This window comes from Streptomyces sp. NPDC088923, assembly GCF_044749745.1.
GTDB lineage: Bacteria > Actinomycetota > Actinomycetes > Streptomycetales > Streptomycetaceae > Streptomyces.
In genome coordinates this window covers 2,423,092-2,449,133 of sequence record NZ_JBIVIO010000001.1, presented here as the reverse complement: position 1 = coordinate 2,449,133, position 26,042 = coordinate 2,423,092, and the positions used below count along the sequence as shown (strand labels likewise).

29 protein-coding genes are annotated in these 26,042 nt (G+C 73.2%); 11 read left to right on the top strand and 18 right to left on the bottom strand.

All coding sequences use genetic code 11. The features are described 5' to 3' along the window. Positions 1-172: 172 nt before the first annotated feature. Positions 173-286, bottom strand: coding sequence for an SGM_5486 family transporter-associated protein (locus ACIP4O_RS11060; protein ID WP_007828714.1), 114 nt, complete (start codon positions 284-286; stop codon positions 173-175). Between the two features lie 78 nt (positions 287-364). After that, complete coding sequence (locus ACIP4O_RS11055; protein ID WP_401573708.1) at positions 365-1,702, bottom strand: CynX/NimT family MFS transporter; 1,338 nt, start codon at positions 1,700-1,702, stop codon at positions 365-367. A 113-nt stretch (positions 1,703-1,815) separates the two neighbouring features. On the opposite strand from ACIP4O_RS11055, the gene ACIP4O_RS11050 reads away from it, so the two are divergent. Continuing rightward, positions 1,816-2,556 carry a FadR/GntR family transcriptional regulator gene (locus ACIP4O_RS11050; RefSeq protein WP_401573706.1) on the top strand — a complete coding sequence of 247 codons (741 nt, stop codon included), beginning with the start codon at positions 1,816-1,818 and terminating at the stop codon, positions 2,554-2,556. 101 nt (positions 2,557-2,657) lie between these two features. On the opposite strand, the gene fabI is transcribed toward ACIP4O_RS11050, so the two are convergent. After that, positions 2,658-3,428: an enoyl-ACP reductase FabI gene (gene fabI, locus ACIP4O_RS11045; RefSeq protein WP_361325894.1), complete on the bottom strand. Its 771-nt coding sequence runs from the start codon at positions 3,426-3,428 to the stop codon at positions 2,658-2,660. A 4-nt stretch (positions 3,429-3,432) separates the two neighbouring features. Further along, positions 3,433-4,137 carry a 3-oxoacyl-[acyl-carrier-protein] reductase gene (gene fabG / locus ACIP4O_RS11040; RefSeq protein ID WP_401573704.1) on the bottom strand — a complete coding sequence of 235 codons (705 nt, stop codon included), beginning with the start codon at positions 4,135-4,137 and terminating at the stop codon, positions 3,433-3,435. A gap of 345 nt (positions 4,138-4,482) precedes the next feature. Between fabG and tyrS the strand changes: the two genes are divergently transcribed. Then, positions 4,483-5,751 carry a tyrosine--tRNA ligase gene (gene tyrS / locus ACIP4O_RS11035; protein ID WP_401573702.1) on the top strand — a complete coding sequence of 423 codons (1,269 nt, stop codon included), beginning with the start codon at positions 4,483-4,485 and terminating at the stop codon, positions 5,749-5,751. Between the two features lie 102 nt (positions 5,752-5,853). Here the strand turns inward: tyrS and ACIP4O_RS11030 are convergent, their stop codons facing one another. After that, positions 5,854-6,129, bottom strand: a complete 276-nt coding sequence (locus ACIP4O_RS11030; RefSeq protein WP_401573701.1) for a GlsB/YeaQ/YmgE family stress response membrane protein — start codon at positions 6,127-6,129, stop codon at positions 5,854-5,856. A 187-nt stretch (positions 6,130-6,316) separates the two neighbouring features. On the opposite strand from ACIP4O_RS11030, the gene ACIP4O_RS11025 reads away from it, so the two are divergent. Both ACIP4O_RS11025 and ACIP4O_RS11020 read left to right on the top strand, forming a co-directional pair. Continuing rightward, on the top strand, positions 6,317-6,667 hold the full coding sequence (locus tag ACIP4O_RS11025; RefSeq protein WP_361325883.1) for a DUF3099 domain-containing protein: 351 nt from the start codon (positions 6,317-6,319) through the stop codon (positions 6,665-6,667). A gap of 250 nt (positions 6,668-6,917) precedes the next feature. Further along, positions 6,918-7,139 carry a hypothetical protein gene (locus ACIP4O_RS11020; RefSeq protein ID WP_401573699.1) on the top strand — a complete coding sequence of 74 codons (222 nt, stop codon included), beginning with the start codon at positions 6,918-6,920 and terminating at the stop codon, positions 7,137-7,139. A 9-nt stretch (positions 7,140-7,148) separates the two neighbouring features. Here ACIP4O_RS11020 and moaA read toward each other — a convergent pair whose 3' ends face one another. The 3 genes from moaA to ACIP4O_RS11005 all read right to left on the bottom strand — a co-directional run bounded on the left by moaA (position 7,149) and on the right by ACIP4O_RS11005 (position 10,331). Beyond that, positions 7,149-8,138, bottom strand: a complete 990-nt coding sequence (moaA, locus tag ACIP4O_RS11015; RefSeq protein ID WP_401573697.1) for a GTP 3',8-cyclase MoaA — start codon at positions 8,136-8,138, stop codon at positions 7,149-7,151. A 190-nt stretch (positions 8,139-8,328) separates the two neighbouring features. Next, positions 8,329-9,969 (bottom strand): cation acetate symporter, encoded by a 1,641-nt coding sequence (locus ACIP4O_RS11010; protein WP_361325874.1) that lies wholly within the window; start codon positions 9,967-9,969, stop codon positions 8,329-8,331. After that, positions 9,966-10,331 carry a DUF485 domain-containing protein gene (locus tag ACIP4O_RS11005; RefSeq protein WP_009063982.1) on the bottom strand — a complete coding sequence of 122 codons (366 nt, stop codon included), beginning with the start codon at positions 10,329-10,331 and terminating at the stop codon, positions 9,966-9,968. Before ACIP4O_RS11005 ends, ACIP4O_RS11010 begins: the two co-directional genes overlap by 4 nt. A gap of 400 nt (positions 10,332-10,731) precedes the next feature. Here ACIP4O_RS11005 and ACIP4O_RS11000 point away from each other — a divergent pair, with 400 nt between their 5' ends. Beyond that, on the top strand, positions 10,732-12,264 hold the full coding sequence (locus tag ACIP4O_RS11000) for a S8 family peptidase (protein ID WP_401573695.1): 1,533 nt from the start codon (positions 10,732-10,734) through the stop codon (positions 12,262-12,264). 235 nt (positions 12,265-12,499) lie between these two features. Then, complete coding sequence (locus ACIP4O_RS10995; protein WP_401573693.1) at positions 12,500-13,885, top strand: CoA transferase; 1,386 nt, start codon at positions 12,500-12,502, stop codon at positions 13,883-13,885. Positions 13,886-14,040: 155 nt separating this feature from the next. On the opposite strand, the gene ACIP4O_RS10990 is transcribed toward ACIP4O_RS10995, so the two are convergent. From ACIP4O_RS10990 to ACIP4O_RS10980, 3 genes are all read right to left on the bottom strand, one after another. Further along, positions 14,041-14,703 (bottom strand): lysoplasmalogenase family protein, encoded by a 663-nt coding sequence (locus tag ACIP4O_RS10990; RefSeq protein WP_401573691.1) that lies wholly within the window; start codon positions 14,701-14,703, stop codon positions 14,041-14,043. Then, the gene (locus ACIP4O_RS10985; RefSeq protein WP_401573689.1) at positions 14,700-15,653 is read right to left on the bottom strand and encodes a sterol desaturase family protein; all 954 of its coding nucleotides are present in this window, start codon (positions 15,651-15,653) and stop codon (positions 14,700-14,702) included. The genes ACIP4O_RS10990 and ACIP4O_RS10985 overlap by 4 nt, the downstream gene beginning before the upstream one ends. Positions 15,654-15,784: 131 nt before the next feature. Then, the gene (locus tag ACIP4O_RS10980) at positions 15,785-16,507 is read right to left on the bottom strand and encodes a VIT family protein (protein ID WP_401573687.1); all 723 of its coding nucleotides are present in this window, start codon (positions 16,505-16,507) and stop codon (positions 15,785-15,787) included. 253 nt (positions 16,508-16,760) lie between these two features. On the opposite strand from ACIP4O_RS10980, the gene ACIP4O_RS10975 reads away from it, so the two are divergent. The 4 genes from ACIP4O_RS10975 (at position 16,761) to ACIP4O_RS10960 (ending at position 21,410) form a co-directional block, all read left to right on the top strand. Next, entirely contained in the window at positions 16,761-17,756 is a 996-nt protein-coding gene (locus ACIP4O_RS10975) for a DEDDh family exonuclease (protein WP_361325854.1), read from the top strand. A 79-nt stretch (positions 17,757-17,835) separates the two neighbouring features. Then, positions 17,836-18,636 carry an SURF1 family protein gene (locus ACIP4O_RS10970; protein ID WP_401573685.1) on the top strand — a complete coding sequence of 267 codons (801 nt, stop codon included), beginning with the start codon at positions 17,836-17,838 and terminating at the stop codon, positions 18,634-18,636. A gap of 175 nt (positions 18,637-18,811) precedes the next feature. Next, positions 18,812-20,635, top strand: coding sequence for a glycoside hydrolase family 15 protein (locus ACIP4O_RS10965; protein ID WP_401573683.1), 1,824 nt, complete (start codon positions 18,812-18,814; stop codon positions 20,633-20,635). Between the two features lie 43 nt (positions 20,636-20,678). Continuing rightward, positions 20,679-21,410, top strand: a complete 732-nt coding sequence (locus tag ACIP4O_RS10960; RefSeq protein ID WP_401573681.1) for an SDR family oxidoreductase — start codon at positions 20,679-20,681, stop codon at positions 21,408-21,410. 24 nt (positions 21,411-21,434) lie between these two features. Here the strand turns inward: ACIP4O_RS10960 and amaP are convergent, their stop codons facing one another. The 5 genes from amaP to ACIP4O_RS10935 are packed head-to-tail and all read right to left on the bottom strand — an operon-like array spanning position 21,435 to position 23,716. Beyond that, positions 21,435-22,013, bottom strand: coding sequence for an alkaline shock response membrane anchor protein AmaP (gene amaP, locus ACIP4O_RS10955; RefSeq protein ID WP_401573679.1), 579 nt, complete (start codon positions 22,011-22,013; stop codon positions 21,435-21,437). 5 nt (positions 22,014-22,018) lie between these two features. Then, positions 22,019-22,660: a DUF6286 domain-containing protein gene (locus ACIP4O_RS10950; protein ID WP_401573677.1), complete on the bottom strand. Its 642-nt coding sequence runs from the start codon at positions 22,658-22,660 to the stop codon at positions 22,019-22,021. Then, positions 22,657-23,052 carry a hypothetical protein gene (locus ACIP4O_RS10945; protein WP_361325836.1) on the bottom strand — a complete coding sequence of 132 codons (396 nt, stop codon included), beginning with the start codon at positions 23,050-23,052 and terminating at the stop codon, positions 22,657-22,659. The genes ACIP4O_RS10950 and ACIP4O_RS10945 overlap by 4 nt, the downstream gene beginning before the upstream one ends. A gap of 6 nt (positions 23,053-23,058) precedes the next feature. Then, positions 23,059-23,247 carry a hypothetical protein gene (locus tag ACIP4O_RS10940; RefSeq protein WP_007828675.1) on the bottom strand — a complete coding sequence of 63 codons (189 nt, stop codon included), beginning with the start codon at positions 23,245-23,247 and terminating at the stop codon, positions 23,059-23,061. A 31-nt stretch (positions 23,248-23,278) separates the two neighbouring features. Next, positions 23,279-23,716, bottom strand: coding sequence for an Asp23/Gls24 family envelope stress response protein (locus ACIP4O_RS10935; RefSeq protein WP_361325832.1), 438 nt, complete (start codon positions 23,714-23,716; stop codon positions 23,279-23,281). A gap of 112 nt (positions 23,717-23,828) precedes the next feature. Here ACIP4O_RS10935 and ACIP4O_RS10930 point away from each other — a divergent pair, with 112 nt between their 5' ends. Continuing rightward, positions 23,829-24,551, top strand: a complete 723-nt coding sequence (locus ACIP4O_RS10930) for a hypothetical protein (RefSeq protein WP_401573675.1) — start codon at positions 23,829-23,831, stop codon at positions 24,549-24,551. Between the two features lie 92 nt (positions 24,552-24,643). Here the strand turns inward: ACIP4O_RS10930 and ACIP4O_RS10925 are convergent, their stop codons facing one another. Beyond that, positions 24,644-25,462, bottom strand: coding sequence for an enoyl-CoA hydratase/isomerase family protein (locus ACIP4O_RS10925; protein ID WP_401573673.1), 819 nt, complete (start codon positions 25,460-25,462; stop codon positions 24,644-24,646). A 139-nt stretch (positions 25,463-25,601) separates the two neighbouring features. Continuing rightward, positions 25,602-25,826: a helix-turn-helix domain-containing protein gene (locus ACIP4O_RS10920; RefSeq protein WP_401573671.1), complete on the bottom strand. Its 225-nt coding sequence runs from the start codon at positions 25,824-25,826 to the stop codon at positions 25,602-25,604. Between the last annotated feature and the right edge of the window lie 216 nt (positions 25,827-26,042).

Genomic DNA, 26,042 nt, shown 5'->3' with positions numbered 1-26,042 from the left:
CTCATACGGCTATGGGCCCCGGCACGGTTGCGGGTCCGACGCGGGGTCCGGCCCCCGGCACGGGCTCCGCACCCGGGTAGCCGTGTGGCGCCCCGGACGGTGGTGCTACGCGGCGAGGTGCTCGACGCGGGCGAGGGGACGGCGGGCGGAGGGCGGACGGCGGGCGGGGCCGTCAGGCGAGGAAGCTGGCGAGGATGCCGATCACCACCGTGATGCCGATCATCGCGCCGAAGACCAGAAGGAGCTTCTTCTGGCCGCCTTGGGGATTGGGTTCGAGCACGGGCATGTGCGTAGTTTATGGCGCTTCCCCGCGAGGTCCCGCCCGGGGGCCGGTGAGGTGGCCGGTCCCGGGCGGGTGGGGCGGTCAGGCCGCCTTGGCGAGGTGTTCGTCCTCGATCGTGCGGTTCCGGCCGGCCAGGGTGCCGATGATGATCTGCGGGACCATGAGGCAGGCCATGAAGAGGATCGGGACGCCCCAGCCGCCCGTCGCGTCGTTGAGGATGCCGACGAGGAGCGGGCCCGGGATGGAGATGAGGTAGCCGGTGCTCTGCGCGAAGGCGGAGAGCTTGACGACGCCAGGGCCGGTGCGGGCGCGCAGGCCGACCATCGTGAGGGCGAGCGGGAAGGCGCAGTTGCTGATGCCGATGAGGAAGGCCCAGATCCAGGCGCCCCCGGCGGGTGCGAGCGCGAGGCCGAGGTAGCCGCCGAGCCCGCACAGGCCCAGCACGATGACGACGGGCCCCTGCTGGGGCAGCCGGATCGCGACGCGCGGGATGACGAAGGCGAGCGGAATGCCGAGTGCCATGGTCACCGCGAGGAGGACGCCCGCGGTGCCCGCGGAGATGCCCGCGTCGCGGAAGATCTGCGGCATCCAGCCCATGGTGATGTACGCGGCGGTGGACTGGAGGCCGAAGAAGCAGGCGAGCGACCAGGCGGTGCGGCTGCGCGTGACGCGCAGTGCGTCCCCGGGTCCCGCGGGGGCGGGGTTCGCGGCGTTCTCGCGTTCGGCCGCGCGGCCCTGGCGGCTCAGCACGGCCCAGGGCAGTACGGCCACGGCGCCGAGCACGGCCCAGATGCCCAGGCCCCCCTTCCAGCCGCCGCCGAGCGCGTCGTTGAGCGGCACGGTGACGGCGGCGGCGAGCGAGGTGCCGATGGCGAGGGCCATGGAGTAGAGCCCGGTCATGGAGCCGACGCGGTCGGGGAACCAGTTCTTGACGACGACCGGCATGAGCACGTTGCTCACCGCGATGCCCGCGAGGGTGAGGACGGTCGCGGCGAGGAAGCCCGCCGTGTTGCCGGTGAAGGGCCGGACGACGAGGCCGGCGGTGATGGCGATCATGCCGCCGCAGACGACGGTCCCCGCGCCGAAGCGCTTGGACAGGCGGGGGGCGAGGAAGCCGAAGAGGGCGAAGCAGAACGGCGGGACGGAGGTGAGCAGCCCGGCGAGTGTTCCGTTCATGCCGAGCCCGTCGCGCACCTCCTCCAGGAGCGAGCCGAGGCTCGTGATGGCGGGGCGCAGGTTGAGCGCGGCGAGGACGATCCCGACCGGCATGAGGACCGCGAGCAGGCCCTTGGCCCGGGTGGCGCCGGGCGCGCCCGCGGGCTCGGGGGCCCCGGGAGTGCCCGGGGCGGGTCCGGAGGGTGCGGGAGTGGGGGACGGGGCGGTTTCTGACCGCAGGGACGTTGATTCCTCGGGTGCCATGCACCCATCATAGAATCATGGGATGTTTGACTGTCCAGTCGTCCGGCCTCCCATACTGGTCACATCCCGCCCGCACGGCTCCCGACTGCCCGCCCGCGACTCCTAGGACGCTCATGCCCCTGTCTTCCCCGCGCCGCTCGGCCCTCTCCGAGCAGGTCATCGCCGCCCTGCGGGCCCCGATCTCCTCGGGCGAGTGGCCGATCGGCTCGCGCATCCCGACCGAGTCCGAGCTGGTCGAGCAGCTGGGTGTGGCGCGCAACACGGTCCGTGAGGCGGTCCGGGCGCTCGCGCACAACGGGCTCCTCGACATCCGGCAGGGCTCGGGCACCTACGTCGTCGCGACGAGCGAACTGGCCGGGGTCATGCAGCGCCGCTTCGCCGCGGCCGACCCGCGCGACTTCGCCGAGCTGCGGGTCGCGCTGGAGTCGACGGCCGCGCGGCTGGCGGCCCAGCGCCGTACCGCGAAGGATGTGCGGCTCCTGGAGAACGCGCTGGAGCGCAGGGACGTGGCGTGGAAGGCGGGGGACGCGGAGAACTTCGTCGTCGCGGACGCGACCTTCCACCTCGCGGTCGTCGCCGCCTCGCACAACTCCGTGATCACCGAGGTGTACGCGGACCTCGGCGAGGTGCTGCGGGACTGGCTGCGCGAGGACATCGGCGAGATGACCGCCGCGCACGACCTCGACCACCACGCGCTCTTCCAGGCCATCGCGGACCAGGACGGTGAGAAGGCCGCGACCGAGGCGGGCGGCATCCCCTACATGTGCCGTCCCGCGCTCCTCGGTGAGGGCGACCGCGTGGAGCGCGAGGCACGCGCGGCGGCCCAGGTGGCCCGGGGAGCGGACGCGGGCTGAGCGCGGACGCGCGCGAAGGCCCCCCGCGGTACGTACGCACGCGAAGGGCGCCCCCTCCCCCGTACGGGAGAAAGGGCGCCCTTCGCGGCGGGCGACGGGGCTCAGGCCCCCATCATGTGGACGCCGCCGTCCACGTGGACGATCTCGCCCGTCGTGCGGGGGAAGAAGTCCGAGAGCAGCGCGACGACGCCACGGCCCGCGGGCTCGGGGTCGGACATCTCCCAGCCGATCGGGGCGCGCGTGTTCCAGACGTCGGACAGCTCCTCGAAGCCCGGGATGGACTTCGCGGCCATCGACTTGATGGGACCGGCGGAGATGAGGTTGCACCGCACGTTCTTCGCGCCGAGGTCGCGGGCGAGGTAGCGGTTGGTCGACTCCAGGGCGGCCTTCGCGACGCCCATCCAGTCGTACTTGGGCCAGGCGATCGTGGCGTCGAAGGTGAGCCCGACGACGGAGCCGCCGCGCGGCATGAGCGGCAGGCAGGCCATCGTGAGCGCCTTGAGCGAGTACGCGGAGACGTGGACGGCCGTGGCCACGTCCTCCCACTCGGCCTCGAGGAAGTTGAAGACCGGCTGCGGGCCGAAGGCGATCGAGTGCACGATGCCGTCGAGGTGGCCGTCGTCGCCGAAGTGCTCCTGGATACGGCCCGGGAGGGCGTCCAGGTGTTCCTTGTTGGTGACGTCCATCTCGATGACGGGCGCGGGCTTGGGCAGGCGCTTCGCGATGCGCTCGACGAGGCTCAGGCGGCCGAAGCCGGTGAGGACGACCTCGGCGCCCTCCTCCTGCGCGACCTTGGCCGCGTGGAAGGCGATCGAGCCCTCCGTGAGGACGCCCGTGACGAGTACGCGCTTGCCCGCGAGGATTCCGCTCATGTGATCAGTGACCCATGCCCAATCCGCCGTCAACCGGGATGACGGCTCCAGTGATGTACGAGGCGTCGTCGGAGGCGAGGAAACGCACGGTCGCGGCGATCTCCTTCGGCTCCGCGTAGCGGCCGAGCGGCACCTGCGCGACGATCCCCGCGCGCTGCTCCTCGCTGAGCACCTTGGTCATGTCGGTGTCGACGAAACCGGGTGCCACGACGTTGAAGGTGATGTTGCGCGAGCCCAGCTCGCGGGCGAGCGAGCGCGCGAAGCCGACGAGCCCGGCCTTGGACGCGGCGTAGTTGGCCTGTCCGGCGGAGCCGAGGAGACCGACGACGGAGGAGATGAGGACGACCCTGCCCTTGCGGGCCCGCAGCATCGCGCGGTTGGCGCGCTTGACGACGCGGAAGGCGCCCGTGAGGTTCGTGTCGACGACCGAGCTGAAGTCGTCCTCGGACATGCGCATCAGGAGCTGGTCCTTGGTGACGCCGGCGTTGCACACCAGCACCTCCACGGGGCCCTGCTTCTCCTCCACCTCCTTGAAGGCCAGATCGACCTGCTCGGCGTCGGTGATGTCGCACTTCACGCCGAGGAAGCCGGCGGGCGGCTCCCCGGAGCGGTAGGTGACGGCGACCTGGTCACCGGCGTCGGCGAAGGCCTGGGCGATGGCGAGGCCGATGCCCCGGTTGCCTCCAGTGACGAGAACCGAGCGGCTCAACGGATCACCCTTTCGACGGTGGTCTGGTACGGACAAGACGGACGCGGGCCGCCCGCGGCGCACGGAAGTCGCGCGAGGGCAGCCCCGGGACCGTCTCGTCCCGCACTTGTCCTGCTCGAAACTATCGGTAGCGGGGCGCACCCACCGAATCGGCCCCCGACAGCACGTGCGACGACGTTTGGTGGGGTTCCCACAGTCCGCGGCGCGAGGGGGGTGCGGGCGGTGGGCGTACGGGGGCGGGAAAACCGGTGCCGGAACGTGTACGGGTCCCCCATACACTGGACGCACCATCCCGCGCCCGGCCCTCACCGTCCGCGCGCGACCGAAGCCGAGGAGTGCACGACCGTGACGGACATCGTCGACGACCTCAAGTGGCGCGGGCTCTTCGCCCAGTCCACCGACGAGGAAGCCCTGCGCAAGGCGCTCGCGAACGGTCCCGTCACCTTCTATTGCGGCTTCGACCCCACCGCGGCCTCGCTCCACGTCGGGCACCTCGTGCAGGTCCTCACGGTGCGCCGCCTCCAGCAGGCCGGGCACCGCCCGCTCGCCCTCGTCGGCGGCGCCACCGGGCAGATCGGCGACCCGCGCCCGACCGCGGAGCGCACGCTCAACGACCCCGCGACGATCGCGGAGTGGGTGAACCGGCTGCGCGCGCAGATCGAGCCCTTCCTCGACTTCGAGGGGCCGAGCGCGGCGCGCATGGTCAACAACCTCGACTGGACCTCCGGGCTCAGCGCGATCGCGTTCCTGCGCGACGTCGGCAAGCACTTCCGGGTCAACAAGATGCTCACGAAGGAGTCCGTGGCGCGCCGCCTGGAGTCCGAACAGGGCATCTCCTACACGGAGTTCAGCTACCAGCTGCTCCAGGCGATGGACTTCCTGGAGCTGTACAGGCGGTACGGCTGCGTGCTCCAGCAGGGCGGCAGCGACCAGTGGGGCAACCTCACCGCGGGCGTCGACCTGATCCACCGCGTGGAGCCCGAGGCCGAGGTGCACGCGCTCGCGACGCCGCTCATGACGAAGGCGGACGGCACGAAGTTCGGCAAGTCCGAGAGCGGTGCCGTGTGGCTCGACCCGGCGATGACGACGCCGTACGCCTTCTACCAGTTCTGGCTCAACGTCGACGACCGGGACATCAGCCGGTACACGCGCATCCTCAGCTTCCGCTCGCGGGCCGAGCTGGAGGAGCTGGAGGCCGTGACGGCCGAGCGGCCGCAGGCGCGGACCGCGCAGCGCGCGCTGGCCGAGGAGCTGACGACGCTCGTGCACGGCGAGGCCCAGACCCGGGCGGTCGTCGCGGCCTCGCGGGCGCTTTTCGGCCAGGGCGAGCTGGCGGAGCTGGACGCGGCGACGCTCGCCGCGGCGCTGGGCGAGCTGCCCCGGGCGAGCGTGGCCGAGCCCGCGAGTGTCGTGGACCTGCTCGTCGAGACGGGTCTCGTCGCGAGCAAGTCGGCCGCGCGCCGCACCATCAAGGAGGGCGGCGCGTACGTGAACAACGCGAAGGTCGCGAGCGAGGACGCCGTCCCGGCCGCGGGCGAGCTCCTGCACGACCGCTGGCTCGTGCTGCGCCGCGGCAAGAAGAACCTGGCCGCGGTGGAGGTCACCGGGGCCTGAGGGCCCTCCCGGCGGTACGCGTACGGGCAGGGGCCGCCCGCGCCGTGTGCGCGGGCGGCCCCTGCCCGTAGTGGCGCCCCGGCCCCCGTACCGGCGCGGCCCTCAGCGTCCCACCCTGTTCCCCTTCACCGCCTTGTACACCGACTCCCCCACCGCGACGAGGACGATGGCGGCGACGAGCTGGAAGAGGTGGCGGCTCCAGTCGATGCCGTTGGTGTAGCGGACGCCGAAGGCGGAGGCGATCGCGTTGCCGACGAGGCCGCCGATGGTGCCCATCACGACGACGAGCCACAGCGGGCTGTGCTGCTTGCCCGGCAGGACGAGCTTGGCGATGATGCCAAGGACGAAGCCGACGATGATCGCCCAGATCCAGCCCATGTGCCACTCCCTCGACCACTGCCGTCCGCCGGGCGGCGGACACCGGTTTCCAGCATCGGCCCGGAGGTCCTACGTCGCACGCCGGAGCGGTCCGTACGGTGCGGGGCGCCCCGCCCGGCGGCCCCGGTCTCGTCGGCGCGGGCCGCGCGGCGTACCGTGAGACCGGTTCGTCGAGGGATGGTGGAACGTGGCGCGCAAGCAGTCGGGGCAAGAGGTCTTCCGGATCACCGGGGCCCGCGCGGGCCTCCAGGACGACGTGCGCGGGCGGCAACGGCGGTACGTCATTTCGATGCTGGTGCGCACCGCCTCGGTCATCGCGGCGATGCTGCTGTGGAACGTGGAGCGGTACGTGGCCGTCGTGGCGCTCGTGCTGGGCGCCTTCCTCCCCTACGTCGCCGTCGTCATCGCCAACGCGGGCCGCGAGAACGCGCCTTCCCTCCCCCGCACGCACGTGCCGCCGCCGCAGCGCCCGGCCCTGGAGGGCACGGTCCATCAGGCGGCCGCCGAGCCCAACGACCCCCACGACCAGCGGGCCTGACGGCCCCGGCAAAGGTGCCGCAGCGGCCCGTGCGGAAGGGCCCGCGCCGGGGGGATTCCACGCCAATCCCGGAGTTCGGCTGCACCCGGGCAGGGGGCTCGTGCCATACTTTCAGCGCGCTCCGCATCCCCCGTCGGAGCGATGGACCGACGCCGGGCAGCTCCCCCCGTGGCTGCTCGGCGTCGCCTTTTCCCGGGCCTCCCGCGGGGCCCGGCCCCTCCTTCATCCCCGTACCGAAAGCACGCCTGTCATGTCCGAGGACACCACGCTCATCTGCTCCGCCAAGGGCTGCCGCGCGCCCGCCGAGTGGGTGCTCGCCTGGAACAACCCGAAGCTGCACACGCCGGAACGGCGCAAGACGTGGCTCGCCTGCGCGGAGCACAGGGAGACGCTGAGCCAGTTCCTGGGGGTGCGGGGCTTCCTGAAGGACGTGGTCGCTCTCGCGGAGTGGCAGGAGCGGGAAGGCGCCTGAGCGGTCGGCTCAGCCGCCGATCGCCGACATCGGGCGGCTCGGCTGGAGGAAAGACGGGTCGTCCAGGCCCGAGCCGGCCTTCTTGCCCCACATCGCCGTGCGCCACCGCTCCGCGAGGGTGTCGTCGTCGGCGCCCGAGCGGAGCAGGGCGCGCAGGTCGGTCTCCTCGGTCGCGAAGAGGCACGTGCGGATCTGGCCGTCGGCGGTGAGACGGGTGCGGTCGCACGCGGCGCAGAAGGGGCGCGTGACGGAGCCGATGACCCCGACCCTGCCCGGGCCCCCGTCCACGAGCCAGCGTTCGGCGGGAGCCGAGCCCCGGGCCGCGTCGGGCTCGGGGGTGAGCGTGAAGCGGGTGCGCAGGGAGCGCAGGATGTCGTCCGCGGTGATCATCCCGTCGCGCTTCCAGCCGTGTTGCGCGTCGAGCGGCATCTGCTCGATGAAGCGCAGCTCGTAGCCCTCGGCGAGGGCCCACGCGAGGAGACCGGGGGCCTCGTCCTCGTTGAGCCCCGGCATGAGGACGGTGTTGACCTTGACGGGGACGAGCCCGGCGTCGCGCGCGGCGGCGAGTCCGGCGAGGACGTCGTGGTGGCGGTCGCGGCGGGTGAGGCGGTGGAAGACCTCCGCGTCGAGGGTGTCGAGCGAGACGTTGACGCGGTCGAGTCCCGCCTCGGCGAGCGCGCTCGCGGTGCGGGCGAGGCCGATGCCGTTGGTGGTGAGGGACAGCCTCGGGCGCGGGTCGAGCGCGGCGCAGCGCCGTACGAGGTCCACGAGGCCGCGGCGCAGGAGGGGTTCGCCGCCGGTGAAGCGGACGTCGGAGACGCCGAGGCGGGTCACGGCGAGGCGGACGAGGCGCACGATCTCCTCGTCGGTGAGCAGCTCGGGTTTCCCGAGCCACTGGAGCCCCTCCTCGGGCATGCAGTACGTGCAGCGCAGGTTGCACCGGTCGGTGAGGGAGACCCGCAGATCGGTGGCGGTCCTGCCGTAGGTGTCGAGGAGCACGCGGCCCGCCTCCCTTTCGTACGACGGACGGGCTTCGAGCCTACGTGACGGGGGCCGGGCGCGGGTTGTCCACGATCCGCGGACCCGGTGCGGGACGGCGGAAGCCGCGCCGCGCCCCTTCGGCGAAGGGGTGCGGCGCGGCTCGCGGGCAGGTCCGCGTACGGGGGTCGGCGCACCCCCGTACGCCGGGTCAGTGCGCGCCCGTGCCGGTGAGGGAACGCACCTCCAGCTCCGCGTACTTGCCCTTGTCCGGCTCGTCCTTGGAGAAGAGCGTGCCGAGGATGCCGAGCAGGAAGCCGAGCGGGATGGAGATGAGGCCCGGGTTCTCCAGCGGGAACCAGGCGAAGTCGACGTCGGGGAACATCGAGCTGGGCTTGGAGGAGACGACCGGCGAGAAGAGCACGAGGAGGACCGAGGAGGCGAGGCCGCCGTAGATCGACCACAGGGCGCCCTGGGTGGTGAAGCGCTTCCAGAAGAGGCTGTAGAGGATCGTCGGGAGGTTCGCCGAGGCGGCGACCGCGAAGGCGAGGGCGACGAGCCCCGCGACGTTGAGGTCGCGGGCGAGGGCGCCGAGGCCGATCGAGACGATGCCGATGGCGACGGTGGCCCAGCGCGCGGCGCGGACCTCCTCCTTGTCGGTCGCCTTGCCCTTGCGGATGACGTTCGCGTAGATGTCGTGCGCGAAGGACGAGGACGAGGCGAGGGTGAGCCCGGCGACGACGGCGAGGATCGTCGCGAAGGCGACGGCGGAGATGACGGCGAGGAGGATCGCGCCGCCCGTCGAGCCCGAGCCGCCGCCGATCTCCAGGGCGGCGAGCGGGGCGGCGGTGTTCCCGGCCGGGTTGGAGTCGGTGATCTCCTTCGGCTTGAGGAGCGCCGCGGCGCCGAAGCCGAGGACGATCGTCATGAGGTAGAAGACGCCGATGATGCCGATCGCCCAGTTGACGGACTTCCGCGCGGCCTTGGCGGTGGGGACGGTGTAGAACCGGATCAGGATGTGCGGGAGCCCGGCGGTGCCGAGGACGAGGGCGATGCCGAGCGAGAGGAAGTCGAGCTTCGAGGTCGCGGTCGCCCCGTACTTGAGCCCCGGCTCCAGGAAGGCCGAGCCCTTGCCGCTGTTCTCGGCGGCCTTGCCGAGGAGTTCGGAGACGTTGAAGTGGAACTTCCACAGGATGAGCACGGTGATGAGGACGGTGCCGATGATGAGCAGCACGGCCTTGACCATCTGCACCCAGGTGGTGCCCTTCATCCCGCCGATCGTGACGTAGACGATCATCAGGACGCCGACGAGCGCGACGATCGCGACCTTGCCGCCGTCGCTCGTGATGCCGAGGAGCAGCGAGACGAGGACGCCGGCCCCGGCCATCTGGGCGAGCAGGTAGAAGATCGAGACGACGATCGTGGAGGCCCCCGCGGCGGTGCGGACCGGGCGCTGGCGCATGCGGTAGGCGAGGACGTCGCCCATCGTGTAGCGGCCGGAGTTGCGCAGGGGTTCGGCGACCAGGAGGAGGGCGACGAGCCAGGCGACGAGGAAGCCGATGGAGTAGAGGAAGCCGTCGTAGCCGAAGAGCGCGATCGCCCCGGCGATGCCGAGGAAGGAAGCGGCGGACATGTAGTCGCCGGAGACGGCGAGGCCGTTCTGGAAGCCGGTGAACTGGCGTCCGCCCGCGTAGAAGTCGGCGGCGTCGCGGGTCTGGCGGCCCGCCCAGACGGTGATGACAAGAGTCGCGACGACGAAGATCGCGAAGAGCGTGATGATCAGCGGGCGGTGCTCGCTGGCGCCCTCCGCGGCGAGCGGCAGGCCACTCGCGAGGCTGAGCGGCTGGCTCATTCCTGGCCCTCCAGACGGGACTTGATCGCCTGCGCCTTGGGGTCGAGCTTGGTCGCGGCGTGGCGGGAGTACCACCAGGCGATGAGGAAGGTGGTGAGGAACTGGCCGAGTCCGAGGACCAGGGCCACATTGATGTTGCCGACGACCTTGGTGCCCATGAAGTCGCCGGCGTAGTTCGACAGCAGGACGTAGAGCAGGTACCAGAGCACGAAGGCGACGGTGAGCGGGAAGGCGAAGGAGCGGTGTGTACGCCGGAGTTCTGCGAACTCCGCGCTCTCCTGCACCTCCACGAACTGCTCCGTCGAGGGTGCGTCGGCACCGCGCGGCGAGCCGGTGTGCGGCTCGGGCGTCTCGGTGGCCACTAAATCTCCTCGCGATATGGGGGCGGGTGGTGGGGACGAGGGTGAGGAACTGGACATGGAGCTCTCTGGGCAACAGGGGTGCGGGGGCTGGTGCTGCCGCCCCCTGCACAACGGCACGGCGGCGCCCGCGACCCGGTTCAACGCGGCGTAATTTTCGGGGCACCTGATTTTGGGAAAAGATTGCCGACGGCGAGTGAGGGGAATAGCTTCACTTTGCCGAGGCTCACGCGCTTGTCCGAACGCACCCGCCGGACAGGCCCGTTGCCCTTCTGCCCCGGTGCGTCACCGCTCGGCTCGCTCCGTACGAGGCGCCCGCACGGCGCGCCCCGTACGCCGCTTCGCACACCGCACGGCCCGTACCACCTCAGCGCAGACGCCTCGTACCCGAACTGGAGACCCCATGCCGGTGCCCTTCGTCCGTTCCCGACGCGCCCTCGCGATACCCGTGGGGCTCGGCCTCGCCACCGCGCTCGCCGTGGTGCCCGCCACGGTGGCCTCGGCCGCGCCCCCCGCCGCTTCGCCGACCGTGAGCGAGGTGGGCACTGCGACGAGTTACGTCGTCAACGTGCTTCCCGGACTCGCCGATTCGGCCTTCTACCGCAAGGCGGTGGAGAGAGCCGGCGGCGACGTCGTGTACGCGTACGACAAGATCGGCGTGATCGTCGCGCACTCGGACCGGACCGGCTTCGCGCCCGCGATCCGCAAGGTGCTCGGGGTGCAGAGCGCGGGGGCGACGCGGACGGCTCCGCTGCCCGCCCAGTCGACGACCGACACGGGCAGCCCGATCAAGCTCTCGAAGGCCGACGTCGCCGCCGCGGCGAAGAGCGGCGCGGCGGCCGCGGACAAGGACCCGCTGGAGGGGCTCCAGTGGGACCTGGCCGCGATCAAGGCGGACAAGGCGCACGAGAAGTACCTCGGCAGTGACAAGGTGACGGTCGGCGTCATCGACACGGGTGTGGACGACACGCACCCCGATCTCGCGGCGAACTTCGACCGGGCCGCCTCCGTCAACTGCGTGGGGGGCAAGCCCGACACGAGCGAGGGGGCCTGGCGGCCGAGCGCCGCCGAGAGCCCGCACGGCACGCACGTGGCCGGGGAGATCGCCGCCGCGAAGAACGGCATCGGCATGAGCGGGGTCGCGCCCGGTGTGAAGGTCGCGGGCATCAAGGTCTCCACGACCGAGGGCTTCTTCTACACGGAGGCCGTCGTGTGCGGCTTCATGTGGGCGGCCGACCACGGCGTGGACGTGACCAACAACAGCTATTACACGGACCCGTGGTACTTCAACTGCACCAACGACCCGGACCAGAAGGCCCTCGTCGAGGCGGTCAAGCGAGCCACGTCGTACGCCGAGCTGAAGGGCACGGTCAACGTCGCGGCGGCCGGGAACGAGAACTACGACCTCGCGAGCGAGAAGATCACCGACCCGGCGAGTCCCAACGACTCCACGCCCGGTGACCGCGTCGTGGACCCCTCGAAGTGCTTCGACATCCCGACCCAGCTCCCGGGTGTCGTCACCGTCGCCTCGACGGGCGCGAAGGGCCTGAAGTCCTCGTTCTCGAACTACGGCAACGGGCAGATCGACATCGCCGCGCCCGGCGGCGACTCGACCGTCTACCAGACCCCGGCCCCGCCCGCCACGAGCGGCCTCATCCTCGGCACGCTGCCGGGCGGCGGCTACGGCTACATGGCCGGTACGTCGATGGCGTCCCCGCACGTCGCGGGTGTCGCGGCCCTCATCAAGTCCCGCCACCCGCACGCCCCCGCGGCCCTCGTCAAGGCGCTCCTGTACGCGGGCGCCGACGACACGGCCTGCGGGGCGCCGTACGACATCGACGGCGACGGCGAGATCGACGCGGTGTGCGAGGGCGGCAAGAAGAAGAACGGCTTCTATGGGGAGGGTGTGGCGAACGCGCTCAACGCGGTGAGGTAACGGGTCTTGGTACGGGGGCGGGGCGGCCGAGGGGCTGTCCCGCCTTCGGGCCGTGAGGAGGCTTCGACCCTTAGGGGGGCCTCGAACGGATCACCTAGGGGACGGATGGGCCCCCGACGAGCCGAACGCGCGGGTGCGGGTGGGTGTTCCCGGGATCTTCTCCGCTGGGCGCCCTCCCCGGCCCTTTCCCACCGCGCACCTTCCCCGACCTGGCACTCAGTGCCATAGTGGCGCCATGGATTCTCACGCCTCACCCGGTCTGGCCTCCGCCTGGGCGGCACTGAGTGGCGACCCCGCTCTGCTCGCCCGTGTCACCCGTCACGAGGATTCCGCGGTGCTCGCCGCGCGGCTCCCGGTCCGTGAGCTGGCCGCCGCGTGCGCGGGGGCCTGTGGGCTCGCCGCCGCCGAACTCGTCTCCGTACGGGACGGGGGTGCCGTGCCCGGGGTGCGGATCGACGACCGGGCCGTGGCCGCCGCGTTCGCGAGCGAGCGGCTCCTGCGCGTCGACGGGCGCGTGCCGGAGAGTTTCGCGCCGCTCTCGCGGTTCTGGCGCACGGCGGACGGCTGGGTGCGTACGCACGCCAACTACCCGCACCACCGCGAGCGGTTGCTCACGGCGCTCGGGCTCGGGGAGGGGGCCGGGCCCGAGGAGGTCGCCGCCGTGCTGCGGCGGCGCGCGGCGCGCGAGACCGAGGAGGCGGTGTACGCGGCCGGGGGCCTCGCCGTGGCGCTGCGGGCGCCCGGGGAGTGGCGGGCCGGGCCGCAGGCGAAGGTCCTGGAGGCGCTGCCGCTCCTGAGCGCGGGCCGCATCGACGACGCGCCGGTGCGCGTCTTCGCCGCGCCGGGCGACGGGCTGCCGCTCGCCGGGATACGGGTGCTCGACCTGACGCGGGTCCTCGCGGGTCCCGTCGCGACCCGTACGCTCGCGCTGCTCGGCGCGGACGTCCTGCGGATCGACCCGCCGGGGATGCCCGAACTAGCCGACCAGCAGGCCGATACGGGCCTCGGCAAGCGCGGCGCGCTGCTCGACCTCGCCGACTGCGCGGGGCTGCGCCGCTTCGAGGAACTGCTCGCCGACGCCGATGTCGTGGTGACCGGTTACCGGCCGGGGGCCCTGGAGCGGTTCGGGCTCACGCCCGACGGGCTCGCCGCGCGGCGCCCCGGGCTCGTGCTCGCGCAGGTCTCGGCGTGGGGGCGCTCGGGTCCGTGGGGACAGCGGCGCGGCTTCGACAGCCTGGTGCAGGCGGCGACGGGGATCGCGGCCGTCGAGGCGAACTGCGAGGGCCGCCCCGGCGCCCTGCCCGCCCAGGCGCTCGACCACGGCACGGGCTACCTCCTCGCCGCCGCCGTCCTGCGCGCCCTGACCGAGCAGACCCGCACGGGTGGCTCCCGCCTCGTCCGCCTCGCCCTCGCCCGCACCGCCGCCTGGCTCCTGGCCTGCCCGCGCGGCCCCCTCCCGTCCGCCGTCCCACCCGCGCCCACCGAGGAGCACACGGCGGAACGCCACAGCGCGTGGGGCCGCCTGCGGTACGCGCTCCCGGCCTTCGCCTACCAGGGTGGCCCGGCGGACTGGGCGCGGGCTTCGGCGCCGAGCGGGGCGGACGGGCCCGAGTGGGGGTGAGGCGCGGGGCCGGACCGGTAGGTGGTCCCCGGCCGGGCGCACAGGGACTGCCGCCGTCGCCGTGACGACGGCGTGATGCGAGCGGGGGCGGTACGGGGTGCTCCTCCTCGTCGCGGGGATCGCCGCGCCGGCCAGGAGGGGGAGTTCGGCGCCGCTCACCGCGCTGCCACCGCCGCTCCGGTGGTGAGCGGCTCCCGGCGCAGGAGGCCCGTGACGAGCAGGTACTGCGCGAGGGCGTACGTGAGCATGACCCAGAAGTCCGCGGGCGCGGGCCGGGGCAGGTCCGCCGCCCCGAGCGCGATGAGCAGGTCCGATACGAGGAAGAGCGCGCCGCCCGCCGCCGCGCGCGCCCCGCACCGCTGCGCCGCGAGCGCGGTCGCCGTGAGCAGCACGCTGTACGCGGCCATCGGCAGCCGCAGTCCCGCCGGGAGCCCCGGCCACAGCACGAGGAGCACGGCGGCGAGGACGAGGACACCGCCGCCGAGCCGGGCGGCCTGGGCGCGCGGAGTGGCGCCGTGGCGCAGGAAGGTGACGAGGTAGCAGACGTGTCCGGCGGCGAAGGCGGCCATCCCGGCGAGGAAGGCGGGGTCGGAGGGGGAGAGCAGGAGGAGGTCGCCGAGCCACCCGGCGGCGAGTGCGGCGAGCAGCGAGCGGGGGGCGCCCGCGCGCAGCGCGTACCAGGCGAGGAGGGGCAGGAGCAGGGCCTTGCAGGCGGCGTGCGCGGGCCAGGCGTGCAGGTGGGTGTCGAGGAGGAGGGCGAGCAGGTCGGCGCAGGCGGCGAGGGCGAACAGGCGCAGGGGCAGCGGGACGCGGGTCACCCGGTGGCCTCGGTGGGGGCCGGGCTCCCGGCGGGGGGACCGCTCGGGCCGGTGACCACGGCGGCGGACGCACTCGAGCCCGTACTCACGCCCGTACCCGTACCCGCTCCCTCCGCCGCCGTCTCCGGCCGCCACCCCGGCCCGTTCACCAGGTGCCGCAGCCGGTCGCGCCACGTGCGGGCCGCGCGCAGGTCGCGGGCGAGCGCCGCGTACTCGTGGGTCGCGACGCGCAGCGGGTTGTACGTCGCGATGTTCTTCGTGAGGCCGTAGACAGGACGTTCCGTTTCGGGGGTGAAGGAGCCGAAGAGGCGGTCCCAGACGATGAGGATGCCGCCGAAGTTGCGGTCGAGGTAGCTGCCCTGCGAGGCGTGGTGGACGCGGTGGTGCGAGGGCGTGTTGAAGACGTACTCGATGGGGGCGGGCAGCTTGTGGACGCGCTCGGTGTGGATCCAGAACTGGTAGACGAGGTTCGCCGAGGAGCAGAAGGCGAGCGCGGCCGGGTGCACGCCGAGCGCGATGAGCGGCAGGTAGAAGGGCCACGAGGTGAGGCTCGTCCACGGCTGGCGCAGCGCGGTGGTCAGGTTGAAGGCGCGGCTGGAGTGGTGCACGACGTGGCAGGCCCACAGCAGGCGGATGACGTGGTGGCCCCGGTGCGACCAGTAGTAGAAGAAGTCCTGCGCGAGGAGCATGAGGAGGACCGTCCACCACAGCACGGGTATCCGCAGCGGGGTCAGCGCGTAGAGCGCGGAGTAGACGGCGACGATCGGGATCTTCCAGACGAAGTCGGTGACGAGGCTCCCGAGCCCCATCGTGACGCTCGTCGCCGCGTCCTTCACCTCGTACCCGGCGTCGTCCTCGTCGGGGTGGAGGCGCACGGTGACGATCTCGACGACGGTGAGCAGGACGAACGCCGGGACGGACCACAGCACGACATCGGGCAGGTTCGGCATACGGGCAAGGTAAGGCCGCCCCGCGGTGCTTGAACAGGGGTCGTTACCGACGAGTATTACTTGCGGTAAGTCGCGCGGGCGGTACGGGAGTCGGAGCGGGCGGCACGAGCACGCCCGGCCGGCCCGGCGCACTACGCCCCCGCCGCCCCGAGCAGCACCCCCACCGCGTACGTGATCGCCATCGCCGCCGCGCCGCCCGCCACGTTGCGCACGACCGCGCGGCCGGCCGGGGCGCCGCCGAGGCGGGCACTGGCCCAGCCGGTGAGGACGAGCGCCGCGAGGACCGAGCAGACGGTGACGGCGAGGCGCGCGCTCGCGGGCGGCAGCACGATGGCGAGGAGCGGGAGCAGCGCCCCGGCCGTGAAGGCGAGGAAGCTGGCCCAGGCGGCGTGCCAGGGGTTGGTGAGCGCGTCGGGATCGATGCCGAGTTCGACGTCGGCGTGGGCGCGCAGCGCGTCGCGCGCGGTGAGTTGTTCGGCGGCCTCGCGTGCGACGTCGTGGCTCAGGCCGCGCTCGGCGAGCAGGCGGGTCAGTTCGTCGAGTTCGGCCTCGGGGTCCTCGCGCAGTTCGCGCCGCTCGACGGCGAGCGCGGCCTTCTCGGCGTCGCGCTGCGTGTTCACCGAGACGTACTCGCCCGCCGCCATCGACATCGACCCGGCGAGCAGCCCGGCGAGCCCGGCGGTCAGGAGCGTGCCCCGGTCCGCGCTCGCGCCCGCGACGCCGACGACGAGCCCGGCGGTGGAGACGACGCCGTCGTTGGCACCGAGCACTCCGGCGCGCAGCCAGTTGAGCCTGGTGCCGAGCGCCCCGCCGTGGCTCTCCTCGTGGCGCCCTTCCCGCTCTCCCTGAGTCATTGCGCGATCTTCACACCTCGCGGGGCGCGCGGCGGGCTTTTCGAAGCCCGCCCGTGTCCCGGTGGCGGTCACCGACGGCCGCCCCTGCCCCGGCGCCGCGCTTCCGCTGACCGCACGCCAGTTCCCGTACGGTCGTGCGGCGAACGGGCGTCCGGCGCGGCGCGGCACGCAATCCGGACATCGCGCCTGATTCGGTACGGGCGCGGGGCCGGGGCGCGGGCGCTGTCGGACCGGCCCCGTATCCTCAGTGACCATGCTCGAAGACCGTACGACCGACACCTCCTGGCCGTCCGCCTACCCCGAGGGGTACGCGGTGGTCGACGTGGAGACGACCGGTCTGGCCCGCGACGACCGGATCGTCTCCGCCGCCGTGTACCGCGTGGACGCGCGCGGCGAGGTCGAGGACCACTGGTACACGCTGGTGAACCCGGAGCGCGACCCGGGCCCGGTGTGGATACACGGACTGACGAGCGAGGTGCTGGAGGGCGCGCCGCTCTTCCCGGAGATCGCCGAGGAGTTGTCCCGGCGGCTCGACGGCCGGGTCCTCGTCGCGCACAACGCGGTCTTCGACTGGTCGATGCTCGCCCGCGAGTACGCGCGCGCGGGGATCACGGCCCCGGTGCGGCGCAGACTGTGCACGATCGCGCTCGCCAAGGAGCTGGCGCTGCCGCTGCCGAACCACAAGCTGGAGACGCTCGCCGCGCACTTCGGCGTCGAGCAGCGTCGCGCGCACCACGCGCTCGACGACGCCCGGGTCCTCGCCGAGGCGTTCCGGCCGAGCCTGCGGGCCGCCGCGCTCGGGGGCGTACGGCTGCCGCTCCTGGAGTGCCTGCCGCTCACCGAGTGGTCCGACGGCCCGGCCCGTCCGGCGATCGGCCGCCAGTACGGGGGCGGGTACGGCTCCCGCCCTGCGGCGGGGAGCTGGCGTCCCTCGCGCAAGCGTCCCCCGTGCCCGTACCCGAACCCGGGCCGCTGGCAGGACGGGCAGCCGCTCGTGCAGGGAATGCGGGTCGCCTTCTCGGGCGACACCTCGACGGAGCGCGAACTCCTGGAGGACCGGGCGACGGAGGCGGGGCTGCACGTCGCGGGCAGCATCTCGCGGCTCACGAGCCTGCTCGTCACCAACGACCCCGACTCGGGCACGTCGAAGACGGTCCGCGCCCGGCAGTACGGCACCCCGGTGGTCGACGAGGCGGCCTTCGGGCAGCTGCTGCGGGACGTGGCACCGGCGGCGCGCGTCGAGAGCTGAGGCCGGGCCCCGCGCACGCGGGCCCGGACACACCACCCCTCCCGCCGGGGACAGGTCGGGCGAGTTGTACCTTCATGGGGTGTACCGCTTCCTGTTGTCGTGGCAGTGGCTGATCATCACCCTGATCGGCCTCGTCCTCATCCCCGTGATGATCGAGCTGGGCTTCTGGCAGCTCCACCGTCACGAGCACAAGGTCGCGCAGAACGAACGGATCACGGCGGCGGTCGAGGCCCCGCCCGTGCCCGCCGAGGAGCTGACCTCCCCCGGGCACACGGTGCCGACGCCCGAGGTGTGGCGCCGCGTCACGGGCACGGGCCGTTTCGACGCCGCGCACGAGGTCGTCGTCCGCCGCCGTACCAACGACGACGGCTCGATCGGCTTCCACGTCCTCACCCCGCTCGTGCTGCGCGACGGCAAGGTGCTGCTCGTCAACCGGGGCTGGATTCCGGCGAACGGCGCGCAGACCGAGTTCCCCAAGATCCCCGCGCCGCCCTCCGGCGAGGTCACCGTCACCGGGCGGCTCAAGGCCGACGAGACGAGCGCGGCGAGCGGGATCAAGAACCTCAAGGACCTGCCCCCGCGCCAGATCATGCTGATCGACAGCGCGGAGGAGAGCGCCCGTCTGCACCGGCAGGTCCTCGGCGGCTACATCGAGCAGATCGCGCCGAAGCCCGCGGGACACACGCCGGAGCTGCTCGCCGAGCCCGACCACAGCGGTATCGGCCCGCACATGGCGTACGCGGTGCAGTGGTGGATGTTCTCGGCGGCCGTCCCGCTCGGCTGGTGGATTCTCGTACGGCGCGAGCGGCGCGACCTCGAGGCGGCGGCACGCGAGGCCGAGCGGCCGGAAGCGGCGGAACCGGAGCCCGCCGGGGTCTGAGCGCCTCGGCTTCCCGCACCGCCGGGGTCTGAGCGCCTCGGGTTCCCGCACCGCCGGGGTCTGGGGCGTTCGGATTCCGGCGCCGCCGGGGCCCGCGTCGTGGCGTCCGGTGTGACGTGCGGCCTTTTGGGCGTGCGTTCGGTTGGACGCGGGGGCGGCGGGGAAGCCGCTTCCCGTGGCCGAACGCATCGAGAACACCCAGCCCATCGAGAACTACGCCCTGATCGGCGACCACCAGACCGCCGCGCTCGTCGGGCGCAACGGCTCGATCGACTGGTTGTGCCTGCCCCGCTTCGACTCGGCGGCCTGTTTCGCCGCGCTCGTCGGCACGCACGAGAACGGGCACTGGCTCCTCGCCCCGAAGGGCGAGGGCGACTGCACCCACCGCGCCTACCGGACCGACTCGCTCATCCTCGACTCGGTGTGGGAGACGCCCGAGGGCACCGTCCGCGTCACCGACTTCATGCCGCAGCGCGACAAGGCACCCGACGTCGTACGGATCGTGGAGTGCCTGGACGGCGAGGTCACGATGCACTCGACGCTGCGGCTCCGCTTCGACTACGGCTCGATCGTGCCGTGGATGCGCAAAGTGGACGGGCACCGGGTCGCCGTCGCCGGGCCCGACGCGGTGTGGCTGCGCAGCGAGCCCGAAGTGCCGAGCTGGGGCGAGAAGTTCAGCACGCACGCCGAGTTCTCGCTCAAGGCGGGCGAGAAGGTCGCCTTCGTCCTCACCTGGTACCCCTCGCACAAGAAGCACCCGCGGCTCATCGACCCGTACGAGGCGCTGGAGCAGAGCCTCGCGGACTGGCGCGCCTGGGTCGCGCAGTGCGCGTACGACGGCCCGTACCGCGAGGTCGTGGTCCGCTCCCTCATCACGCTGAAGGCCCTGACCTACGCCCCCACGGGCGGGATCGTCGCCGCGCCCACGACCTCGCTGCCCGAGACCCCGGGCGGCGTGCGCAACTGGGACTACCGCTACTGCTGGCTGCGCGACTCGACGCTCACCCTCGGCGCGATGATCGCCGCCGGGTACCTCGACGAGGCGCGCGCCTGGCGCGACTGGCTGCTGCGCGCCGTCGCGGGCGATCCCTCGACGCTCCAGATCATGTACGGGCTCGGGGGCGAGCGGCGCATCCCCGAGTTCGAGGTGCCCTGGCTCGGCGGCTACGAGGGCGCGGCCCCCGTACGCGTCGGCAACGACGCCGCGCACCAGCTCCAGCTCGACGTCTACGGCGAGGTCATCGACTCGCTCTACCTCGCCGACCGCGCGGGCCTGCCCGCCAAGCACCACGCCTGGCAGCTCCAGCTCAAGCTCATGGAGTACCTGGAGAAGACGTGGCAGGAGCCGGACGAGGGCCTGTGGGAGGTACGGGGGCCGCGCCGCCAGTTCGTGCACTCCAAGGTCATGGCGTGGGTGGCCGCCGACCGCACCGTACGGGCGATGGAGGCGGAGCCGAAGCTCGGCGGGGACGTCGCGCGCTGGCGGCGGATGCGGGACGCGATCCACGCGGAGGTGTGCGAGAAGGGCTACGACCCGGTGCGGAACACCTTCACGCAGTCGTACGGCTCGCAGGGGCTCGACGCGGCCCTCCTCCTCATCCCGCGCGCCGGGTTCCTGCCGCCCGACGACCCGCGCGTGCTCGGCACGATCGAAGCGGTGAGCAGCGAACTCGGCGCGGAGGACGGCCTGTTGCTGCGGTACAGCCCGGGCCGGGGCGAGGTGGACGGGCTGCCGGGCGAGGAGGGCGCCTTCCTCGTGTGCTCCTTCTGGCTCGCCGACGCGCTGCACCTCGCGGGCCGCACGCGGGAGGCGAAGGCGCTCTTCGAGCAGCTGCTCTCGTACACGAACGACGTGGGGCTGCTCGCGGAGGAGTACGACCCGCGCACGGGCCGGCACCTCGGCAACTTCCCGCAGGCGTTCAGCCACATCGGTCTCGTCGGCACGGCGCTCGGGCTCGCGGGGCGCGGCGGGAGCGCGGGGCCCGGCACGGCGGGCTGAACCCCGGGCGGCGCGAGGACGGGGGCCGGGGAAGAATGGCCGCATGGATCTTGGGCTGAAGGACCGGGTGTTCGCCGTCACAGGGGCGACGCGTGGACTCGGGTACGCGAGTGCCGAGGCGCTCGTCGCCGAGGGCGCGAAGGTCGTCGTGACGGGCAGGGAGCAGGAGAGCGCGGACGCGGCGGCGGCGAGGCTGGGCGCGCACGCGGTGGGGGTCGGCGGGGACAACGCGGACCCCGGGCTGGCCGGGCGGCTCGTCGCGAGGGCGCGGGAGCGCTTCGGGCGTTTCGACGGGGTGCTCGTGAGCGTGGGCGGACCGCCGGCCGGTTCGCTCGGCGAGGTGGACGACGAGCGGTGGCGTACCGCGTTCGAGTCGGTGTTCCTCGGCGCGGTGCGGCTCGCGCGCACGGCGGCGGCCGAGCTGGGCGAGGGCGGCGCGATCGGTTTCGTGCTCTCGTCCTCGGTGCACGAGCCGATCGCGGGGCTCGCCCTCTCCAACGGGCTGCGCCCCGCGCTGGCCGGCGTCGCGAAGTCCCTCGCGAGCGAACTCGGGCCCCGGGGCATCCGCGTCTTCGGCGTCCTGCCCGGCAAGATCGCCACGGACCGCTTGCAGGAGCTGTACGGGGGCGAGGCGGACGTGAGCGGGATTCCGCTGGGGCGGCTCGGGACACCCGAGGAGTTCGGCCGCACGGCGGCCTTCCTGCTCTCCCCCGCCGCGTCCTACCTGACGGGCGTGATGGTCCCGGTGGACGGCGGGGCGCGGCACGGCTTCTGACCCGGGCGCCCCCGCGCCGCCCGGCTACCGCACCCGTTCCGCCCCGTGCGGTACGCCGTTCATCCGGACCTCCGCCCGCATGTTCTCCTGGCCCGTCGCCTCCTTCGCCGCCTTCAGCGTCCGCGTCACCGCGTGGTGCTGGACGAGCAGCGGGGCCGCGTCGGGGGCGAGGGTCAGGTGGAGGTGGGCGACCGGGGAGCCGGGGCGGCCGCGGAGGCGGACGCGGGCGCGTTCCACGCCGTCGAGGCGTTCGGAGTGGGCGGCGAGGGCCGTTTCGAGCGCCGAGCCGCGCAGGTTCGCGCTGTCGCCGCCGCCGGTGTCGAGCGGGAGGGCGGACAGGTGCCTGCGGCGCAGCCCGGCGGCGAGCCACCACAGGGCGAGCAGCAGGAGCACGGCGAGCGCGGCGATGACGACGGGCCACCACCAGCCCTCCTCGCGCCAGCGGGTCCGCTCCCCCGCCGTGAGCAGGACGTCGTGCTCGCTCTGGTGCACCCACCAGTGCGGCGGGTTCACGCCGTAGCCCACGGCGAGGACGGAGCCGCCCAGCGCGATGAGGACCAGCCCGGCGAGGGCGAGCAGGACGCGGTTGAGGGTGCGCAGCATGCCGCTCAGTCCTTCCCCGGGCGCCGTACCCGCACGACGAGGCGCGGGGTGCGGGCGAGGCCGAGTTCCGTGAGGGTGGAGCCGAGGGTCTGGGAGAGTTCGGCCCGTACCTCGTCGAGATCGCGGAAGTGCGCGAGGGCGCGCACCTTGACCTTGTGGCGCCGCACGGTGACGTGTGCCGAGCGGATGCCCGAGACCTGCGTGGCCCGGTCCCGTACGACCATCGCGGCGGCCTTCCGGTCCAGTCCGCCGCGCACGCCCTCGTAGGGCCTGCGCATCGGCAGGAGCCGGCGGCGCCCGGGGGTCAGGGCGAGGAGGAGGAGCCACAGGCCGAGCGCGGCGGCGATGCCCGCGCCGACGAGGACCCAGGTGTCGTTCAGGTGGTGGTCCGCGAGTCCGCGGGCGAGTTCCTTGCGCCAGCTCATCGCCGAGTGCCCGGCGCGCACCGCGACGACGTCGTAGAGGAAGAGGCCCGAGGCGCCGGTGAGGACGAGCGCGAGGAGCACGGCCGGTACGCGGCGTGCCGACCAGAAGCGCCCGCCGCGCGCCACGGGGGGCGCGTCCGGGTCGGGCAGCGGCCGGGGCGCCGCCACGTGGGCGCCCGTCTTCTCCAGGACCGGCGGGCGCGGGCTGTCCGCGGTGCTCACGGGGCTGCCTCCGGGGATGGTGCCTGAACGTGGGGCGGGGACCCGGCCGGTGGTACGGACGCGGGGGACGACCGCGGGGTGAGATGCAGCCGTTCGACCTGCACGGCGACCTCGGGGACCCGCATCCCCGCGAGGTCGCCGACGCGTTCGGCGACGCGGTGGCGCACCGCGCCGCACTGGGTGCCGAGGTCGCCCGGGTAGGCGAGTTCGACACTGACCCGGACGCGCGCGGTCTCGCGGTGCACGGAGACGGCCGTGCGCGGGGCGCGGGCGCCCGGAGGCGCGGGAGCGATCGCCTCGCGGGCCGCCTGCGCGGCGATCTTGGCGACGACGCGGTCGGCGATACGGGTGGAGCCGCGCTCAGCGGGCTCGACGGCGTCCTGACCCTGCACTCCCCCTCACCGCCGGTCGCCGCGATCGCGCGGCCGGAAGAACTCCCCGGGCTCCAGGTCCCCGTCCAGGAACCGGCCCACGACGAAGCCGACGGCGCCCAGCGCCGCGACCAGCAAGAACGCGCCGAAGCCGCCGAAGTAACCGGCGAAGCCCAGCGCCATGCCGACGATCAGACCGAGCACGGCCCAGCTCATGGTGTCCTCTCCCGTTCCACCCGGCCCCGCGTCACTGGACGCGCGAGCCGGCGTTGTCGTCCTCGTCGTCGCTTTCGTCGGGCAGCTTGACGTCGCTGACGAGGATGTTGACCTCGACGACCTCCAGGCCCGTCATCCGCTCGACCGCCGTGACGACGTTCTCGCGGACGTTGCGCGCCACCTCGGCGATCCGCTCGCCGTACTCGACGACGATCTCCAGGTCGATCGCGGCCTGCTTCTCGCCGACCTCGGCCTTGACGCCGCGCGTCACGGACTTCGAGTTGCTCGCGCCGGGGACCCGGTCGCGCATCGCGCCGAAGGTACGGGCCGCGCCGCTGCCCATCGCGTGCACACCGTAGACGTCGCGGGCCGCGAGCCCGGCGATCTTCTCGACGACACCGTCGTCGATCGTGGTCTTGCCGCGCACCGCGGCCTCGCCACTGCTCTGGTTCTGCGTGTTCTCGCTCATGGGGCTCCAGCCTTCCTCGAAAGGGCACTGAAAGGGCACTCCTTCGAGCACAGTAAGGGGCCACGCGCCGCTTCGCGCCTTGGCGCGGCGCCCGGTACGGCACGCTGGGCCCATGACGGAACGGCGATGGGACCGGACAGTACGTGATCAGCTGGCGCTCGGCAGGCTGTTGCCGCTCGCCGGGGCGGCCGGCGGGGCCTGGCTGACGGAATCGGCCGCCGCGGCGGCGTTGCGCCGGACGGGTGAGGGCGTGTCGGGGGCCGGGCTCGGGAAGGTCGCCTTCACGGCGGCCGAGGAGGGGAGCACGGCCGCGGACGCGGGATTCCCCGCACCCGGGACGGCGCGCCCGCCCGGGCCGGTGGTGCTCACGGCGACGTGCGGGGTGCACGCCAGGGGGACGCTCACCGAGGTGACGGACGCGCTGCGCGCGGTGCTCGCCGAGACGGCCCGCGAGGGTCTCGGACTCGATGTCGCGGCCGTGGACCTGCGGGTCGCCGAGCTGCTCGACGAGGAGCCGGAGCCCTCGCCCCGCGAGGAGGAGCCCTCCGGCCGGGACGCCGACGAAGAGGAGCCTGGCGGGGACGGGGAAGAGGCCGCGGTCGGGCGCGCGGTGCTCGCCGTGCCCGGTGTCGCCGGGCTCGCGCGGCGCTTCGGCCCCGGCGGGCGCGCGGTGCGGCTCGGGACGGCGGCGAGCGGGGCGCGGGCGGTGCGGGTGGAGCTGACCGCCTCGGGAGCGCGCCCCCTGCCCGAGACCGTCGCCGGGGTCCGCGAGGCGGCGGCGGGGGTGCTCGGGGCGGGCACGGAGGTGGCGGTACTCGTCACCGGGTGGCGGTGAGGGTCCGCAACGGGTGAGGGCCATACGGAGTCAAGGGCCGTACGGGGGGTGAGCGTCGGCTCGTCCCGTACGGCCCGTCCGGGCCCGCGTCGCTACTCGCCGCCCATCAGCTCGCGCAGGCGGCGGCCCTGGGCCTGGCGCTCGGCGGCGCGCTGCTCCTCGAAGGGACGGAGGATCGCGCCCTGGAGGAGCGCCTTGGTCTCGTTGACCGCGTTCCGCGGCGCCGCGAGGAGCGCGGTCGTGAACTCGGTGACGGCGGCGTCGAGGCCCTCGGCGGGCACGACGAGGTTGGCGAGGCCGATACGGGCCGCCTCGGCCGCCTCGACGTACCGTCCCGTCGCGCAGATCTCCAGCGCGCGCCCGTAGCCGACGAGGCCGACGAGGGGGCTCGTGCCCGTGAGGTCGGGCACGAGGCCGAGACTGGTCTCGCGCATCGCGAAGCGCGCGTCCTCGGCGCAGACGCGCAGGTCGCAGGCGAGCGCGAGCTGGAAGCCCGCGCCGATGGCGTGGCCCTGGACGACGGCGACTGAGACGAGGTCGGGACGCCGCCACCAGGTGAACGCCTCCTGGTAGGAGGCGATCGTCTCGTCGAGTTCGGCCTCGGGGGCCTTGGCGAGGGTGAAGAAGGAGATGTCGCCCGGGAAGCCCTCGGGGGTGAAGGCGCGCCGGTCGAGCCCCGCGGAGAAGGACTGGCCCTCGCCGCGCAGCACCACGAGGCGCACGCTGCCGGGGAGTTCCCTTCCGGCACGCGCGAGCGCCCGCCACAGCGCGGGAGTCTGGGCGTTCCGCTTGGCCGGATTGGTCAGCGTGACGGCGGCGATCTCGTCCCGTACCGCGAGGCGGACGCCGTCCTCCTCGAAGAGGAGGTCGCCCGGTGCGGGGCTCGAGGTGTCCTGGGCGGGTGTGGTCATCGCGGGCCTCCGGGTGCCTGTGCCGTCGTAAGTGACTGCACAGTAACCACCCGGCCGGGGGTCCGGACACCCGGGTGGTCACCGCGTGGAGCCCACTCCTCGCGAGGTGCCGCGAGGAGTCGGGACGTGCGGCGACTGCTCAGCTCGTGCCGCTCGTCTTCTTGCCCCGGGTCGCTCCGCCGCGTCCGCGCAGCGTCGCTCCCGATTCCTTGAGCATGCGGTGCACGAATCCGTAACTCCGGCCCGTTTCCTCGGCCAGTGCCCGGATACTCGCCCCGCCGTCGTACTTCTTCTTCAGGTCTGCCGCGAGCGTGTCGCGCGCGGCGCCGGTCACCCGGCTGCCCTTCTTCAGAGTCTCGGCCACCCGTGCCTCCTCGTGGGAAGTGCGCTCTGGACTCTCATGATCACCCCTGTCGGCAATCCTGGCCACCCATTCGGCAAGGTCCACAGGAGAAGCGTTGGGTAAAGCACTGCGGTCCGCAGGGGTGGAATTCGGGATTCCGTACGTGCGCGGTGGTGCGCACATGGCGAATTACCCGGAGAAACCGCTGGTGGGAGTGGTGGGGGCGGAATATGTCGC

Bases quoted from the DNA above. Each gene is read 5' to 3' on its own strand.
- ACIP4O_RS11060 (WP_007828714.1), bottom strand. From the start codon at position 286: ATGCCCGTGCTCGAACCCAATCCCCAAGGCGGCCAGAAGAAGCTCCTT.
- ACIP4O_RS11055 (WP_401573708.1), bottom strand. From the start codon at position 1,702: ATGGCACCCGAGGAATCAACGTCCCTGCGGTCAGAAACCGCCCCGTCC.
- ACIP4O_RS11050 (WP_401573706.1), top strand. From the start codon at position 1,816: ATGCCCCTGTCTTCCCCGCGCCGCTCGGCCCTCTCCGAGCAGGTCATC.
- fabI (WP_361325894.1), bottom strand. From the start codon at position 3,428: ATGAGCGGAATCCTCGCGGGCAAGCGCGTACTCGTCACGGGCGTCCTC.
- ACIP4O_RS11030 (WP_401573701.1), bottom strand. From the start codon at position 6,129: ATGGGCTGGATCTGGGCGATCATCGTCGGCTTCGTCCTTGGCATCATC.
- ACIP4O_RS11020 (WP_401573699.1), top strand. From the start codon at position 6,918: ATGTCCGAGGACACCACGCTCATCTGCTCCGCCAAGGGCTGCCGCGCG.
- ACIP4O_RS11010 (WP_361325874.1), bottom strand. From the start codon at position 9,969: ATGAGCCAGCCGCTCAGCCTCGCGAGTGGCCTGCCGCTCGCCGCGGAG.
- ACIP4O_RS11000 (WP_401573695.1), top strand. From the start codon at position 10,732: ATGCCGGTGCCCTTCGTCCGTTCCCGACGCGCCCTCGCGATACCCGTG.
- ACIP4O_RS10995 (WP_401573693.1), top strand. From the start codon at position 12,500: ATGGATTCTCACGCCTCACCCGGTCTGGCCTCCGCCTGGGCGGCACTG.
- ACIP4O_RS10985 (WP_401573689.1), bottom strand. From the start codon at position 15,653: ATGCCGAACCTGCCCGATGTCGTGCTGTGGTCCGTCCCGGCGTTCGTC.
- ACIP4O_RS10980 (WP_401573687.1), bottom strand. From the start codon at position 16,507: ATGACTCAGGGAGAGCGGGAAGGGCGCCACGAGGAGAGCCACGGCGGG.
- ACIP4O_RS10975 (WP_361325854.1), top strand. From the start codon at position 16,761: ATGCTCGAAGACCGTACGACCGACACCTCCTGGCCGTCCGCCTACCCC.
- ACIP4O_RS10960 (WP_401573681.1), top strand. From the start codon at position 20,679: ATGGATCTTGGGCTGAAGGACCGGGTGTTCGCCGTCACAGGGGCGACG.
- amaP (WP_401573679.1), bottom strand. From the start codon at position 22,013: ATGCTGCGCACCCTCAACCGCGTCCTGCTCGCCCTCGCCGGGCTGGTC.
- ACIP4O_RS10940 (WP_007828675.1), bottom strand. From the start codon at position 23,247: ATGAGCTGGGCCGTGCTCGGTCTGATCGTCGGCATGGCGCTGGGCTTC.
- ACIP4O_RS10935 (WP_361325832.1), bottom strand. From the start codon at position 23,716: ATGAGCGAGAACACGCAGAACCAGAGCAGTGGCGAGGCCGCGGTGCGC.
- ACIP4O_RS10930 (WP_401573675.1), top strand. From the start codon at position 23,829: ATGACGGAACGGCGATGGGACCGGACAGTACGTGATCAGCTGGCGCTC.
- ACIP4O_RS10925 (WP_401573673.1), bottom strand. From the start codon at position 25,462: ATGACCACACCCGCCCAGGACACCTCGAGCCCCGCACCGGGCGACCTC.